Source organism: Rhodococcus sp. IEGM 1307, from assembly GCF_030056915.1.
Classification (GTDB): Bacteria; Actinomycetota; Actinomycetes; order Mycobacteriales; family Mycobacteriaceae; genus Rhodococcus_F; species Rhodococcus_F opacus_D.
The window spans coordinates 321908-337097 of sequence record NZ_JASHKW010000007.1; the positions used below are offsets into that span (position 1 = coordinate 321908).

The following is a 15190-nucleotide window of genomic DNA, read 5'->3' on the forward strand; positions in this document are numbered from 1 at the left end:
ACGGGCGGCGGCAGCACCTCCGGTGGGCGGTGTGGTGTGCGTACCTGCTCGCGCTGGCAGCCACGATCTACACGCTGGGGCTCCCCACCGACCGCATCTACCAGGCGACGTGGATCGTCGCCGGCCTCGTCGCCTTCACGATCGATCGGCCGTGGCAGGACCATCTGCGCGTGGTGCGGGACTGGTTGCCGCTCATCGCCGCTCTCGTCGTGTACGACCTCAGCCGGGGCGTCGCCCACGAACTCGGGATGCCGGTGCGGGCGGAGGAATTGGTGACCGTGGAGAGCTGGCTCTTCGGCGGCGCGATCCCCACGGTCTGGTTGCAGGACACCCTCCTACCCCCGACGGGCGAGCTGCCGTGGTGGACTCTGCTCACGGGAATCGTCTACACCAGCCACTTCATCGTTCCGTGGGTGGTCGCGGCCGTCTTCTACGTGTACTCGCGTGACCTGTGGTCGGGGTACATGCGGCGGGTGCTGTTGTTGTCGTATCTCGGTCTGGTCACCTACATTCTCCTTCCGTCCGTCCCGCCGTGGCTGGCCGCCGAGGGGGACGTGATCTCCGGCAGCGTGGGCCGCGTCGCCGGTTTCGGTTTCGGTGTGGTCCCCACGGATGTCGGTACGCGGTGGCTGGAGGCGCAGAGCAACCCCGTCGCCGCGCTGCCGTCCCTGCATGCGGCGTTCGCCCTGCTCGTGGCCGTCGCTCTCTGGCCGTTCGCGAAGAACCTGTGGTCGCGGGCGCTGCTGGTCGCGTACCCGCTCGCCATGGCGTTCGTGTTGGTCTACGGCGGTGAGCATTACGTCGTGGACGTGCTGGCGGGATGGGCGTATGTGGGACTGGCGGTCCTGCTGGCACGGGGGTGGGAGTCGCGCACGACGGCGTGGCCGGGCCGGGCCGTCACCGCCGGCCGCCCGCGACGTCGCTGGTGACCGACACCTCGTCGAGAATGGGCTGGAGGAAGGGCAGGATGCGGCCGACGATCGCCTCGTTGTACGCGACCGGTTGCTGGTTCGGATTCGCGTGACCGGTCCCGTCGAGCTTCGCCACCAGCAGCCTGCCGTCGGTCCCGCCGGACTGTTCGACGAGGATCTTCTGCGTGTAGTCGACGTCGACCACCGCGTCCTTCCACCCCGCGCGGGGACGCACGAAGACGATCCCGGGCCGCGGCTTGTCGTCCGTCTCCACCGCCAGCGACTTCAGGTTGTCGATCGCACCGGACGCGACGATGGTCTTGAACTGCGATTCGATCAGCCCGTTGCTCGCCACGTCCTCCGACAGGACCTTCTCGGTGAGGACCTCGTCGACGACGTCGCGGAACTCGTCGACGTCGACGTGCGGATACCAGTCCGACTTCGTGTCGAGGAACCTGCTCTGCCGGGCCGCGGTCTCCACGAGCAGGCGCATCGTCCGGCTCTCACGCGCGCCGGGGAGCCAGCCGATCCACCGCAGCATGTCCTCGCCGCTGTCGCGGCTCCCGGCCCGGACGGCGTGCAGGTCCACCGGGGTGCAGTCGAGCACCACTCCGATGAGGTTGGCGTCCGTGTCCTCGTAGATGTGCTGCGCGACCTCCAGTGCGACGACGCCGCCCATGCTGTGCCCGGACAGGACGATGTTGTCGATGCCCTCGTCGGCCGCGCGGGTGGCGATCAGTTCGCTGATCACCTTGGTGTCGATACCGCCGTTGTCGTACTGGACCGCCCATACCCGCCCGATCCGGTCGTACGAGGACAGGGTGCGGGCGGTGTCGGTGGCATCCTTGTTGCCCAGTCCGACCAGGTCGACGACGGCGGTGTCGTGGTCGGCGGCCGACTGCGCGTCGTATACCTCGTGGATCTGTGGCTGGGTCAGCGCGAGTCGCTCGCGTTCGGGTTGCACGTCGTGCACCCAGTACTGTCCGCCGGCCAGGAGCAGGGGGACGGTCCCGAGCGCGACCGCGGCGAGGAAGCGCCGGGTGCGACCGAATTTCTGCCATCGGTGACCGAGCCGTGTCGCGTGCAGACGCGCCTTGCGGCGATCGTTGCTCCAGTCGGCCACGGTGGACGGATGGCGTGTCATTCTCTCCGACATCCACTCCGATGGTACGCGCGGAGGCAGAGGGGCCCTGCTACGCGCGAACGAGCTGGGAGTACTCCACCCCGGTCAGCTCGACGGACTTCTCCCACAGGGCCGCCGCGAGTTTCGTGTTCCGTGCCCCACCGGTGCGCGGCGAGCGCGCCACCGATCCCCGAACCCCGAACAGTTGGTTCGGACCCAGGTAGTCGTCCGTGCGGACGTCGGGCATCGTCGCCGCGTACAGCTGTCCGAGCGCACCGTCCTTCTCGTCGTTGCCGACCACCCGCAATCCGAGGTGGGTCACGGCGAGAGCCCCCGGGATCGGCGGAACCATCGAGTCGAAGAGATTGGTGGCGGCGATGCCGGGGTGTGTCGCCACCGAGAGAAGTGGAAGACCCGCGGCTGCACTGCGCCTGGCCAATTCGCCACTGAACAGAAGGTTGGCGAGCTTCGACTGGTTGTACGCGCCCATCCGGGTGTACTTGCGGCGGTCGAAGTTCAGGTCGTCGAGCACGATCCGGCCGCGGCGGTGTGCGATGCTCGCGAGGGTGACCACGCGCGGGGCCGGGGCGGCGAGGAGCGCCGGGAGGAGCTGTCCGGTGAGCGCGAAGTGCCCGAAATGATTTGTGCCGAGCTGCAGTTCGAAACCGTCCACCGTGCGGCCGAAGGGAACGGCCATCAGTCCCGCGTTGTTGATCAGCACGTCGATCCGCGGTGCGACGCCACAGGCGTGCTGCGCCGCGTCGCGGACCGAGGTCAGGTCGGTGAGGTCCAGGGGAATCAGGTGGTGCTCGGCGTCGCTGCCCGCCTTGCGGATCCGGGTGAGCGCGGCGGCGCCGGTCTGCGGATTGCGGCACGCGAGCAGGACCGTCGCGCCCGCACCGGCGAGCGCCGTCGCGGCGTGGAGCCCGAGTCCGTTGTTCGCGCCGGTGACGAGGATCGTCCTGCCCCACTGGTCGGGGATGTCGCCGAACCCGAAGTGCCTGTTGTCGAGTGGTGTCATGAAGGAACCGTCTCCTCGGGAGGGTTGTCAGATATCCAGGACGACGCGCTCGCCCTGCGTGCGTTCGACGCAGAGCAGCATCTGGCCGGAGGTCCGGCCCTCGTGCTCCACGCGGACGGCACAGGTGCCGCAGAACCCCTGCCGACAAGAGAAGGCGAGCCCGGGACGCACGTCGGAGATCGCGTCGAGCGCCGTCCGGTCGGCGGGAACGACGACCACCTCGCCGGTGCGGGCGAGTTCGGCCTCGAACGGCCGTCCGTCGACGATCGGTGGGGGCGAGAACCGCTCGTAGTGGAATTCGGCACCAGGCGGCAGGGCGTCGTCGATCGCCGCGATCATCGGGATCGGTCCGCAGCAGTACACCGCGGACGTATCGGTCACCGCGCCGAGTAACTCTGCTGCGCTGGGTATTCCGCCGCCGTCGTCGTCGGTGCGCACCGTCACCCGGTCGCCGAACTCCGCGAGCTGGTCCAGAAAGGGCAGCGACTCCCGGTTACGGCCGGTGTAGACCATCGACCAGTCGAGGCCGAGGCGATGGGCAAGGCGCACCATCGGGAGGATGGGGGTGATCCCGATTCCGCCGGCGACGAAGTGGAGGCCGTCGGCGGTCGATCCGTGTCCGGGCAGTGCGAAGGGGAACGCGTTGTACGGGCCGCGGACCTTCACCGAGGCTCCGGGGTGCAGGAGTTCGTGGACCTCGAGTGAGCCTCCGCCGCCGTCGGGAATGCGCCGCACCGCAATGGTGTACGCGCGACTGTCTGCCGGGTCGCCGCACAGGGAATACTGACGCCGCCGCCCGGACGGCAGCTCGAGGTCGAGATGCGCGCCCGGCCGCCACCGGTCGAGTTCGCCGCCGTCGGGGGCGGCCAGCGTGAGGCTCACGACGTTCTCGTCGTGCGCCACCACTCTGCGCTCACGCACCAGCATTCTCCGGCCGCCGTCGCTGACCGGTGGGGTGAGGTCGGTGCGGTAGAGGAAGCGCAGCGACCGCATGTACGCGGTGGTGACACCGGCGACGGCACGTAGCAGCGGGTCGCGCTGCCGCTTCCCCCACATATCACCCGGTACGGAGGTCGGTGCCGGATACGTCGGAGTCACTACGCCGCCCTCGCGGCCGGCGACTTGGCCAGGTAGGCGATCGCCTGCGCCGTGTCACCCTCGGCCTGCGGCGAGTACCGGGGGTTGAGGTATCGGAGCGCGCCCCGGAACAGGCTCGACAGTCCGGGCAGGGAACCGCGGCGCATCGCCGCGAACAGCCCCATCCACAGCGAGAAGTAGCCGCGGTCGCGCATGGTCGGGTCGGCGTGCACGATGAACTTCAGCCCGCGCGTCATCACCACCAGAAACGCGAGATACGACACCAGCATCGCGAGGTTGCGGCGGAAGTACCCCACCCCGAAGTACATGGCGACGTCGTGAGCGACGTTGCGATGCTCGACCTCCTCCGCGCCGTGCCAGCGGTAGAGGTCGGTCATGCTCGGGTCGGCGTCGAAGTCCTCGAGGCGCGCGTTGAGGATCCAGTCGCCCAGGAACGCCGTCATGTGCTCGATCGCACCGATGAACGCGAGCCGTTCGACGAGTTGCTGACGCTGCGCGCGGGCGCTGCCCATCTCCCTGCGGCCCAGCACCTTCCGCATGAGGAATTCCGACTGCAGCACGAACGGCCGCGGATCCACGTCGTGTGCGTCCAGGAACTCGTACAGCACCACGTTGTGGGTCTCGGCGTGCATCGCTTCCTGCCCGATGAACCCGCGGACGTCGGCGCGGAGCCGGTCGTCGTTGATCAGGGGGAGCGCCTCGGTGAATGTCGCGCAGAACCACCGCTCCCCCTCGGGGAGGATCAGGTTGATCGCGCTGAGCGTGTGGGAGGCGATCGGTTCGCCGGGAATCCAGTGTAGCGGGGTCCGGGACCAGTCGAACTTCACGTTGCGTGCCTGCAGGGTCACGTCACCGGGGTCGACGTCGATCGCGTCGACCTTCTTTCCGTTCCGCAGTGCCATCAGTGATCTCCTCGAAGTCGGCTTCGGGCGAGGGGCGCCGTTCGGCCGCGTGGCCGCTGGTACCGCGAGACACGATGAGCGTTACCCGCGGTTACGTTTTGTGCGAGTCGAGTGTCACACCGGCGAACTTCGGTGTCAACCACTACTGCCGTTGTCGGAACACGGCCCCGTACCCTGGGTATCGGCACGCGGTCCAACGAGTATTCGGAGTCCAGGCGAAGTGGCAGAAACAGACACCCCGCGGTCGTGGGACCGGCGGGCACGCGCCCGTGAAGAGTTCATCGACGCCGCCTACCGGGTGATCGACACGCACGGCCCACGCCCGAGCATGAACGACATTGCCAAGGAGGCGGGGGCCACGAAGCCCCGGCTGTACCGGCACTTCGCCGACAAGGCCGACCTCTACAAGGCCATCGCCGACCGCACCACCCACGACGTCTACAAGCTGGTGGCGCCCAAGTTCAACTTCCTGCTCACCACACCGCACGAGGCGCTGAACCATGCCATCACCGGCTACGCCGAGGTGGTCGCCGAGCACCCGAACGTCTTCCGCTTCCTAGCGGACGGCGAGCTGAAACAGGACGGCGCGGGATCCGCCCTGTCCCTCGACGTCGAGCGCGACCTCACCGAGCGGCTGGCCGGCGTCGCGTCGACGATCTTCGAGTCCGTGTCCGCCGAAGTCTCCGACGTCCGGTTCACCGCCCGCGCCGCGGTCGGGATCATGGTCTCGACCACCGACCTGTGGCTCGAGTCGTCGAAGGGTTCCGCGAAACCGGACACCGAGTACTTCGTCGGCCAGGTGGCGCCCCTCGTGTGGGGCGTGCTCGACGCGTTCCTCCGTCGCAACGGGATCGAACTCGACCCCACCGAGCCGCTCTATCTCGCGCTCGCCCGCATCAACGCCCCGTGAGTACTTGTCAACCTCCTGTGGTTGATAAGTACTCACGGCGGAAGTGGCTGGACTCCGGGCAGAGGGCGGCGACCGGTGCGACGTCGGTCGCGTAGTCGACGTCGCGGAGCGTCGGCAGCGACAGCACCTCGGCGCCCGCCGCGAGGAGGGCCTCCCGGGTGAGGCGTCCGGTGTCCGAACTCGACGTGGGAACCGATCCGATCGCCTCCGTCGCCACGGCGTCGGGCACTCCGAGGATCCACCACCCGCCGTCCTCCGCGAGTCCGAGGACGCACCGGCCTCTCCGTTCGGTGAGCAGGTCCGCCGATTCGGCGAGCAGTACCGCCGTCACCTGCGGTGTGTCCATGCCGATCTGGAGTATCGGCAGGCCGAACGCGTCGAACGTGTCGGCGTGGGCGTTCACCAATCGCGCCGCGAAATTCTCACCCCGTTGCGGCAGCACCGTGAAACAGTCCAGGGCCGAGGCGATGTCGGTGCCCCGGACCGCCCGGCCGAGGTCGCCGGTCATCGCCACCACCCGCTGCGCGACACCCGCACCGGTGACGGCGTCCAGGGTGTCCAGCAGCGAGGCGGCGGCGAGGTCGGCGGCCCGGGCGTCGCCGACGTCCCGCGCGAGCCGGGTCTTCGCGAACCCGGGCACCGGCGCCTTCGCGACTACGAGTACTGCGACGTCGAGGTTCACCCGATCACCTTCCAGAAGTCGTGGACGGCGACGACGGTGCCCTTCAGCGAACCCGACACCTTCGACGCGCCGGCGGTGCGCGGCCGGTACGTGATGTCGTGTTCCACGACCCGCCAGTGGGCGCGGCCGGCGAGCACGAGAAGCTGCAGCGGATAGCCCGACCTGCGGTCGTCGACACCCAAGTCGAGGAGGTCCTGTCTGCGCACGGCTCTCATCGCCCCGAGGTCGTGGATCGGCAGCCCGTACCGGCGCCGGAGTCGTGCGGCGAGGACGGCGTTGCCGATCCTGCTGTGCAGCGGCCACGTGCCGCGTCGATCGGCCCGACGCCGTCCCACGGCGAGATCGGCGCCCGAGTCCAGCGCGGCGACCAGTCGCGGGAGTTCACCCGCGTCCATCGAGCCGTCGCCGTCCAGCACGCAGACCACCGGTGTCTGCGCCGCCAGCACCCCGGCGTGCACGGCCGAGCCGTAGCCCGGGACGTGCTCCCGCACCACCGACGCACCGTGCGCGCCGGCGACTGCGGCGGTGTCGTCGGTGGAGTTGTTGTCCACCACCACCGTCCGGTAGTCGCGGGGCACCGCCGCCAGCACTCCGGGCAGGGATCCGGCCTCGTTCATGCACGGGATCACGACGGTGACGTCCCGCGCAGAGATCGGCTCGCGCTCAGACACGGGGAGGTCCCGCCGGCGCCGCGTCCCTCAGGGGTGCGTGCACGAACGCCGCGATTCCCTCGGCGGGCATGATCTGCGCCCGGAACCCCAGCCGCTCCCGGGCCAGCCGGGGGTCGGCGACGATGTGCCGCACGTCGCCGGGACGGTACTCGCCGGTGACGACGGGTTCGGGCCCGCCGTACGAACGCGCGAGCGTCGCGGCCACCTCCCCGATCGTGATCGGTTGCCCCGAGCACACATTGAACGCCGAGAATCCCGGCAGCGCAGACTCGACCGCGGCCACGTTCGCCGCCGCGACGTCGTGGACGTGCACGAAATCCCGCGTCTGCCTGCCGTCCTCGAACACGTGCGGAGGGTCGCCGTTCTCGAGGGCGGAACGGAACATCGCGGCCACCCCGGAGTACTGGGTGTTTCGCGGCATGCGATCGCCGTACACGTTGTGATAGCGCAGAGCCGTCACGGAACCACCGGTGGCCAGTGCCCAGGCGAGCGCATAGTTCTCCTGCGCGACCTTGCCTGCGGCGTAGAGACTCCGCGGCCGCAGTGGCGAGTTCTCCTCCACGAGGGCCCACTCCAGGGGCTTCCCCGTGTCTGGATCCGTCTTGTCGAAGATTCCCGCTGCCAGGTCCTCGGTCCGGCGGGCGGCCGGTTCCACGAACTCGCCCCGCCCGTTGCGGTACCGGCCTTCTCCGTAGACGACCATCGACGACGCGAGTATCAGCGTCTCGCAACCCGATTCGTGCATCGCGGCGAGCAGCGTCGCCGTACCGAGATCGTTGTGGCTGGCGTAGGCCGGGGCATCACGCACATCCACACCGGCGCCGACGACGGCGGCCTGATGACACACGACGTCCACACCCCTCAGCAGTTCGATCAGAGCGGGGCGGTCGCGGACGTCGGCCCGTCGCACACCGTCCGGTGGTTCGACGTCGGCACCGTGCGCGGACGGGAGCAGAGCGTCCACGGCCACGACGTCGTGACCGGCTACGATCAGCGCGACGTGGACGTGACCGCCGATGAATCCTGCTGCACCCGTGAGCAGTACGCGTGTTCCCGTCATGGTAACTCGATCGGCAGTGTCACACCCTCGTGGACGCGACAGGCTTCGCAGGGGCCCTCGGGGGCGGCGGCGATCGCGGACCGCACCAGCGTCTTCAAGGACCCGAGATTGCGCTGGAACTCGGCGAACACGTCCACTGCGCGTACCCCGGCGCCGGCCTCGATTCCCGCATCGAGGTCGGTGACCAAAGCGATGGTGGCGTAGCACATCTCGAGTTCCCGGGCGAGGGCCGCCTCGGGGTGGCCCGTCATGTTGACGAGGGTCCAGCCCTGCCGGGCGAACCACACGCTTTCCGCCCTGGTCGAGAAGCGCGGGCCCTCGACCACCACCAGCACACCGCCCTCCACGGTGCCCGGCCGGGTGGCGGCCTTGCGCAGGTCCGAGCAGTACGGGTCGGCGAACTGGATGTGCACGCCGCCTCCGTCGAAGAAGGTCTGCGTGCGGCCGCTGGTGCGATCGACCAACTGGTCCGGCACGACCATCGAGCCCGGTCCGAGGTCCGGGGTGAGGCTCCCGGCGGCGCAGGGTGCGAACACCTGCCGCGCGCCCAGTGTGCGCAGCGCCCACAGGTTCGCGCGGTACGGGATGGTGTGCGGCGCGAATTCGTGCCGGGCGCCGTGGCGGGGGAGGAACGCCACCCGCCTGCCCTCCACGTCGCCGACCGTGATCGGGGCGCTGGGGTTGCCGTACGGAGTGTCGATCGTGACTTCCGCGGCGTCCTCGTCGAAGAACGAGTAGAAGCCGCTCCCGCCGATCACGGCGACGTCCGCGCGGGCCGGTTCGCGTGCACTCATTGCGGTCATGCAGTCAATCCTCCGTCGTTATGCTGGGCGCGAGTGCGACTTTCGCCGAAGGAGATGACGTCATCGGATCCCCGCAGCGCGCCGAGGAGCGGAATTTCCGGTACCGCGACGTCGTGGGCGCCGCACTCGCCCTGATCCTGGTGGTGGTCGCGTTCGTCGTCCCGCGCCTGGGAAACGAGACGATCACCCCCATCGTCCACCGCACCGCGGAGAGTGCGCGGGACTTCGCGGACGCCTCGCCGTTGTTCGGGTTCCGCGACGTGCACGTCGGGTGGGGGACGCCGGTCGCCGTCGCCGTCGCGGCGGCGGTCGTGTTGTGGGGGCCGGGTCTGGCGCAGACGTTGGCGTGGCGTCGTCTCACGGTGGGAGTGTGGCTCGTGTCCGCCCTGTGGGCGATGGCGCTCGCGCTGGTCGACGGCTGGCAGCGTGGGTTCGCTGGGCGCCTGACCTCGACCGACGAGTATCTCCACGAGGTTCCTGGTGTCACGGACATCCCGGCGACGCTGCGTGGTTTCGCAGACAGAATCCTGGACCTGCAGCCCGATTCGTGGACCACCCACGTGTCCGGGCATCCGCCCGGTGCGCTCCTGACGTTCGTCTGGCTCGACCGGATCGGACTCGACGGCGGCGCCTGGGCGTCCGCGCTGTGCGTCGCGGTCGGATCCAGCGCCGGCGCCGCGGTGATCGTCGCCGTCCGTGCGCTCGGTGACGAGGCCATGGCTCGTCGCGCGGCCCCGTTCCTCGTCCTCGCACCCACCGCGATCTGGGTGGCGGTGTCGGCGGACGCACTGTTCGCCGGCGTGGTCGCGTGGGGCATCGCCCTGCTGGCCCTCTCGGCGACTCGTACCGTCCCGACCCCCGCGCTCGTCGCGGTGGCGGCGGGTGTGTTGCTCGGCTTCGGTGTCTACCTCAGCTACGGGCTCACGCTGATGGCGATCCCGGCGGTCGCCGTTCTGATGATCGCGCGCACGGCCCGTCCGCTGGTCGGCGCCCTGGCCGGTGCGCTCGCGGTGGCGGCCGTGTTCACGCTGTACGGATTCTGGTGGTTCGACGGCTACCAGCTGGTGCAGGAACGGTACTACCAGGGCATCGCGTCGGATCGTCCCTTCGCCTATTGGGGCTGGGCCAACTTCGCGTCGCTCGTCTGCGCGGTGGGGTTGGCGGTGCCCGCCGCGCTGCCCCGGGCGTTCGCCTGGTCGCGGGTGCGGGCGCTGTCGCCGGTTCCCGTCCTCGTGCTCTCCGCGCTGGCGGCGGTGGTGATCGCCGATCTGAGCGCGTTGAGCAAGGCGGAGACCGAGCGGATCTGGTTGCCGTTCGAAGTGTGGCTGCTCGCCGCCCCCGCACTCCTGCCGCGCGGAAGCCATCGGTTCTGGCTCGCGGTGCAGGCCGCCGGTGCGCTGGCCGTCAACCATGTGCTGTTCACGAACTGGTGACGGCCGGCGCATCCGAGGTGCCGTTCGGGGGCAGACGGTCACTTGGTCGCGATCGTGATGGTGGCGATTCCGACCAGCAACCCCGGCTTCACGGCGTCGGTCTTGAACGTCTCGTTCAGCAGTCCGGCCGCGTCCTCCGAGATCTTGACCTCGGTACCCTGCAGGATCGCGGTGTCGTTCGGGCCTGTCTGCAGCGGCTTCAACGTGCGGCCGTTGAGATCGAACAACACCGCATCGGTGGCCGCGGACGCACCGTTGACGCTCACGTCGCCGGTGAGAAGCGACGTGCCCGGGTCGATCGCGAAATCGGTGAGTTCGACGACGGTGCCGGGCGCCGCCAGCGACAATCCGCTCCCGTCGTGCATGATCTCGCCCTGTACGTAGGGGTCAACCGTGCCCGGCTCCCAGTACTTCACGTTGCCGCCGGTGATCGGGAAGCTGACCGATCCGTCGGCGAGGGCCGCCGTACCCACCACTCCGGGTGTGAGGCCGAGCGTCGTCAGGGCACCGGTGAAGCCGGAATCCAGTGCGACGGCGGTACTCACCCCGGTCAGGTTGTCGACCTGGGCGACGGGTGCGGGTTGCGTGGATGCTGCTGTGCTCACATTCGACGACGCATTCGAGTCGTTGCTCGAACACGCCGCGAGCGGGGTCAGGGCCAGGGTGCCGATGGCCGCCGCTACGAGTGCTTTTCGATAGTTCGACATGATGATCAAACAGCCTTTCCGGAGGAAGGGGGTGGGTGAATGTTCACTAGGTATTCGGTGCGACCTCGCCGGCGGATGGGAGCTCTTTACGCCCATTCCATCCGCACGAAGTACCGATTCGCGTGCTGCAGAACATCGATCACGCTCAGTCCGGCGGCGCGGGCGACCCCGGACATCGCCGCGACACCCACACTCGCCCAGGCGAACCACTCGCCGGCGAGATGCTCCGTCTCCCAGCGCAGTAGTTCGTGACGAACTCCTGTCGTGGTCGGCGGATCCACCTCGGCGATGACAATTCCGTGTGGTTGCAACAGGTCTCGCGCGCGGCTCAGTATCCGCACCGGCTCTCCGCCGATGCCGATGTTGCCGTCGGCGAGCAGCACTCGGTCCCAGTGTCCGGACCGCGGAAGCGGCGCGAAGAGGTCGCGGTGCAGCGCGAGGCCGCCGCGGCGGATCGTGAGTTGGACTGCCGTGAAGGACGAGTCGACCCCCAGCGCCGAGACACCGGCCGAGACGAGCGCCGCGGTGAGGCGGCCCGGTCCGCATCCGAGGTCCACGGTGGCGCCGTGACACCCGGTGAGCATCACGCGGTCCGCGATCCGATCGGAAAGGGTGGATGCGTCCCCGCCCATCCACCGGCCCACCGGCAGGGGGCGACGCGTCCCCCGTGCGTCGCGCACCCAGCACGGGAGACCCGCGGACGCGCGCCGCATCAGGAGGTCCGTGGAGACGTCGGTTCTCCTCATGGGGCGCTCACCGTGTCACCAGTCCTGCGGGACAACGCGAGTCGCATGGCGTAGGCGACGGCGGACACCGCGAAGAACGCGGCGGTGAGCAGCAGCCAGCGTTCGAGGAAGGGTTCCTGCGTCAGCCCCGTCGCAGCGAGATACGCGTCGGCGCCCTGCTCGATGATCCCCGGCAGGAACAGCAGCAGCGTCAGACCGGACGCGAGCGCCGGCACGCGAATGTAGTTGAGTGCCGAAACCGACCGCGGTCGTGGAGTTCTCCTGCCCCGCATCGCGTTCAGCCCGGACGTCAGGGACCGGTCCGCGAGCGCGTACAGCGGAAACAGCACGAGGTCGTGCGCGATCACCGCGCCGAGGAACCACACGGCGATCGACTTCCACCACACGTCCTGATTCCACAGATTCTGCGGACCGACCACCGCCACCGCATATCCGGCGAGGGCGAACGTGAACAGTACGGCCAGCAGATGCAGCGGGTTGGCGCCGTAGAAGCGGGCGAATCGGCGCATCTCACGCCTCCCGGAATTCGATGGCCTGCACCCATTTGGTGTTGTGGACGCCGGGCAGGGCGGGAACGATGATCCGGGCGGGGTAGCCGTGGTCGAGGGACAGGTCCGCGCCGTTGACCTCGAGGGCGAGCAGGGCGTCCGCGTCGAGCACCTGATCGGATGTGAGCACCGCCTGGTTGAACGCCCCGGATCGTTCCAGCGACGTCACCTTCGCCGACGCGAACGCGGTCACCCCGGCGGCGTCCGCGAGGTCACGCAGTCGCACACCCGTCCACGTCTCGGTGGTGGACCATCCCTCGACGCACGCGATCGGAAGGGACGCGGTGTGCGACGGCATGGCGCGCAGCTGACTTCGGCTCAGCTGCACGGGTTCCGCGCCACCTGTCACCGAGAGCCGCCAGGTGTCGCCGGTCTGCTCCGGGGTGATCTGCGCGGCTGCGGCGGTGCGGTTGATCTGAAAGTCGTTGGGACTGTCGCCGTACGAGCGGCCGCGGGGGAGAAGCAGCGCGGCATTGCGCAGGAACCCGCCGGTGGTCTGCCCGACCGACAGGACGGCGACCAGTGCGGCGCCACCACCGACCAGGGCGAGGGCGCCGCGGCGGCTGATCGTGGGCGTGGTGGGGTCTTCGGCCACGAGGCCGTTCTCGTCCGGCGGTTCGGGGCGCGTGTCCGCAGGGGAGGTGCGCAGCACTTCACGGAACGACCGGGAACGCAGCGACCTCACCATCAGCGGCACCTTCAGGATCGTGTGCGTCACGAACCCGGCGATGAAGACCCACGCGCCCCAGTAGTGCGCCGTGTAGAAGTCGAAGCCGAAGATGTAGTCGTACTGGATGTTCAGGACCCCGGTGATGATCTCGAACAGCGCACCGCCGACCAGGGCGATCAGCGACAGACGTTCGAGCGCCTGCGCCGGCGACCGCACCGGCGGAAACACGAACAGTTTCGGGATCACCGACCACAGCTTGGCGAGCACGATCGGCACCAGGACCAGTCCGAGCCCGACATGCAGCCCCTGCGTGAGCCGGTACAACCACGACGGCCGGGTGGGCCACGCGAAGTACGGAAGGTGCAGCCACCCGACGTCGCCGGGACGGGCCTGCCCGAACTGCGGACCGTACGCGATGTACGAGAGCAACCCCGTGACGATGACGACCGGAAGTCCGATCAGCAGAACGAGGCCGAATACCGAGGTCAGCCACGGTCCGCGCAGTGGACTGCGTAATCGTGGGCCGCGAGAGTGGTCGGTCATGGTGTATCAATCCCTCCGGCTCGATCATCTCGAGCCTCAGAGGTAATTCGGTGCCGCCGCCGTGCAGGACTGCTTCCCCCGTGAGTACTTATTAACCGCGGGAGGTTAATAAGTACTCACGGGTGCGCGCCGTGCCGGATCTCGTCGCGGGGCTGGTCGTACCGGACCATTTCGTATCCGATCATCGCGAGCAGGACCGCGGTGAGCACGCCGAGGGTGGCGAGGGCCGGGATGTGCCAGACGACGGGGAGGAGCGCGATCAGGACGACCGCCGTCACGACGCGCGGCACGGTGACCGACCTCGTCGCGTAGGCCTTGAACGCGACCAGCGCGAGGAGGTACAGCGCCGCCCCACCGAACAGTGCGATCAGCGGCCAGCCGTACAGCGGGTCGGTGAGCCGGTGATGGTTGCCGTCGCCGACGTACGACAGGATCTTCTTCAGGCCGAGCGACAGCATCACGATCCCGATCACCATCGGCAGGTGCAGGAAGCTGTAGCAGTTGCGGGCGATCTTGATCTGACGCGCACCGGTTGCCTTCTCGAAGGCGTGCTCGACGGCCAGTGACGTGACGTCGAAGTACGACCACCACAGCAGCCCCGACACCGCGAGTCCCAGCAGCGAGGCGACGATGATCGCCCAGGAGATCGGCAGGCTCGCGACGCCGATGCCGATCGACACGATCGACTCACCGAGCGCGACGATGATGATGAGGCCGTGTCGTTCGGCGAAGTGGCTGATCGACCGCAACCGCCAGTCGGTGCCGCCGATCAGTGTGCCGATGTAGTCGCCGGCGAGGGCGAGGATCCACATCACGGTCTGCGCCGTGCCGGTGAGCTGCGACGCGATGAGCAGGAACACGGTGCCGGTGACCATGCTCGGCGCGAACCGCAGCACCTGACCGCGCAGTTGGGGGTCGGTGCGGCTGATCACCCAGAACATCACCAGGTGCAGTAGGCGGACGACGAAGTAACCGAGGGCGAAGATGACGGGGCCGTCGAGTCCGCCGGTCAGGTCGTCGAACGCCTCGGGGATCGTCAGAGCAGTGATGAACATGGCGCCCATCGCGCCGAACATCACCACCCGCACGATGCCCTCGTCGGCGCGTACGAGGTTGCAGAGCCAGGCGTACCCCACCCAGCTCCACCACAGGACGGCCATCACCAGTGCGCCGCGCAGCAGGTTCACCCCGGTGGGGTCCTCGGCCATCAGATCGGTGACGCGGGTGAGGGCGAACACGAAGACGAGGTCGAAGAACAGCTCGAGCGGCGACACCGACGCTCGTTCTTCGACGAGGCGGGGACGCAAACGATGGGCGAAAGTCACGGAGAGAATGCTGCCACCGGACGGCGGCGCGGCAAAG

General features: G+C 68.9%; 16 protein-coding genes. 3 read left to right on the plus strand and 13 right to left on the minus strand.

From position 1 onward, the window contains the following. Positions 1–29 precede the first annotated feature (29 nt). The gene (locus tag QM841_RS16320; protein WP_283332772.1) at positions 30–929 is read left to right on the plus strand and encodes a phosphatase PAP2 family protein; all 900 of its coding nucleotides are present in this window, start codon (positions 30–32) and stop codon (positions 927–929) included. Here the strand turns inward: QM841_RS16320 and QM841_RS16325 are convergent. The 4 genes from QM841_RS16325 to QM841_RS16340 are packed head-to-tail and all read right to left on the minus strand — an operon-like array spanning position 898 to position 5055. After that, positions 898–2055 carry an alpha/beta fold hydrolase gene (locus tag QM841_RS16325; protein WP_283332773.1) on the minus strand — a complete coding sequence of 386 codons (1158 nt, stop codon included), beginning with the start codon at positions 2053–2055 and terminating at the stop codon, positions 898–900. The genes QM841_RS16320 and QM841_RS16325 overlap by 32 nt on opposite strands. A 49-nt stretch (positions 2056–2104) precedes the next feature. After that, the gene (locus QM841_RS16330) at positions 2105–3055 is read right to left on the minus strand and encodes an oxidoreductase (RefSeq protein WP_283332774.1); all 951 of its coding nucleotides are present in this window, start codon (positions 3053–3055) and stop codon (positions 2105–2107) included. A 27-nt stretch (positions 3056–3082) separates the two neighbouring features. Further along, positions 3083–4111 carry a PDR/VanB family oxidoreductase gene (locus QM841_RS16335; RefSeq protein WP_283332776.1) on the minus strand — a complete coding sequence of 343 codons (1029 nt, stop codon included), beginning with the start codon at positions 4109–4111 and terminating at the stop codon, positions 3083–3085. 41 nt (positions 4112–4152) lie between these two features. Beyond that, complete coding sequence (locus tag QM841_RS16340) at positions 4153–5055, minus strand: metal-dependent hydrolase (RefSeq protein WP_283332777.1); 903 nt, start codon at positions 5053–5055, stop codon at positions 4153–4155. A 220-nt stretch (positions 5056–5275) separates the two neighbouring features. On the opposite strand from QM841_RS16340, the gene QM841_RS16345 reads away from it, so the two are divergent. Next, positions 5276–5965, plus strand: a complete 690-nt coding sequence (locus tag QM841_RS16345; protein ID WP_280782959.1) for a TetR/AcrR family transcriptional regulator — start codon at positions 5276–5278, stop codon at positions 5963–5965. 7 nt (positions 5966–5972) lie between these two features. Here the strand turns inward: QM841_RS16345 and QM841_RS16350 are convergent, their stop codons facing one another. From QM841_RS16350 to QM841_RS16365, 4 genes are read right to left on the minus strand one after another with little or no spacing between them, the layout of a single operon-like run. Then, on the minus strand, positions 5973–6647 hold the full coding sequence (locus tag QM841_RS16350; protein WP_283332778.1) for a TIGR04282 family arsenosugar biosynthesis glycosyltransferase: 675 nt from the start codon (positions 6645–6647) through the stop codon (positions 5973–5975). Continuing rightward, positions 6644–7300 (minus strand): glycosyltransferase family 2 protein, encoded by a 657-nt coding sequence (locus tag QM841_RS16355; RefSeq protein WP_283332854.1) that lies wholly within the window; start codon positions 7298–7300, stop codon positions 6644–6646. Before QM841_RS16355 ends, QM841_RS16350 begins: the two co-directional genes overlap by 4 nt. Before the next feature lie 10 nt (positions 7301–7310). Further along, positions 7311–8378 carry an NAD-dependent epimerase/dehydratase family protein gene (locus QM841_RS16360; RefSeq protein WP_283332779.1) on the minus strand — a complete coding sequence of 356 codons (1068 nt, stop codon included), beginning with the start codon at positions 8376–8378 and terminating at the stop codon, positions 7311–7313. Continuing rightward, positions 8375–9181, minus strand: a complete 807-nt coding sequence (locus QM841_RS16365; RefSeq protein ID WP_283332780.1) for an S-methyl-5'-thioadenosine phosphorylase — start codon at positions 9179–9181, stop codon at positions 8375–8377. The genes QM841_RS16360 and QM841_RS16365 overlap by 4 nt, the downstream gene beginning before the upstream one ends. A 20-nt stretch (positions 9182–9201) precedes the next feature. Here QM841_RS16365 and QM841_RS16370 point away from each other — a divergent pair, with 20 nt between their 5' ends. Further along, positions 9202–10614, plus strand: coding sequence for a hypothetical protein (locus QM841_RS16370; protein WP_283332781.1), 1413 nt, complete (start codon positions 9202–9204; stop codon positions 10612–10614). Between the two features lie 38 nt (positions 10615–10652). Here QM841_RS16370 and QM841_RS16375 read toward each other — a convergent pair whose 3' ends face one another. The 5 genes from QM841_RS16375 to QM841_RS16395 all read right to left on the minus strand — a co-directional run bounded on the left by QM841_RS16375 (position 10653) and on the right by QM841_RS16395 (position 15153). Continuing rightward, positions 10653–11321, minus strand: coding sequence for a hypothetical protein (locus QM841_RS16375; RefSeq protein ID WP_283332783.1), 669 nt, complete (start codon positions 11319–11321; stop codon positions 10653–10655). Between the two features lie 86 nt (positions 11322–11407). Then, entirely contained in the window at positions 11408–12067 is a 660-nt protein-coding gene (locus QM841_RS16380) for a methyltransferase domain-containing protein (RefSeq protein WP_283332784.1), read from the minus strand. Next, positions 12064–12576 carry a hypothetical protein gene (locus tag QM841_RS16385; RefSeq protein WP_283332785.1) on the minus strand — a complete coding sequence of 171 codons (513 nt, stop codon included), beginning with the start codon at positions 12574–12576 and terminating at the stop codon, positions 12064–12066. The genes QM841_RS16380 and QM841_RS16385 overlap by 4 nt, the downstream gene beginning before the upstream one ends. 1 nt (position 12577) lies before the next feature. After that, on the minus strand, positions 12578–13828 hold the full coding sequence (locus QM841_RS16390) for a molybdopterin-dependent oxidoreductase (RefSeq protein ID WP_283332786.1): 1251 nt from the start codon (positions 13826–13828) through the stop codon (positions 12578–12580). A 116-nt stretch (positions 13829–13944) separates the two neighbouring features. Continuing rightward, positions 13945–15153, minus strand: a complete 1209-nt coding sequence (locus tag QM841_RS16395) for a low temperature requirement protein A (RefSeq protein WP_283332787.1) — start codon at positions 15151–15153, stop codon at positions 13945–13947. Positions 15154–15190 lie beyond the last annotated feature (37 nt).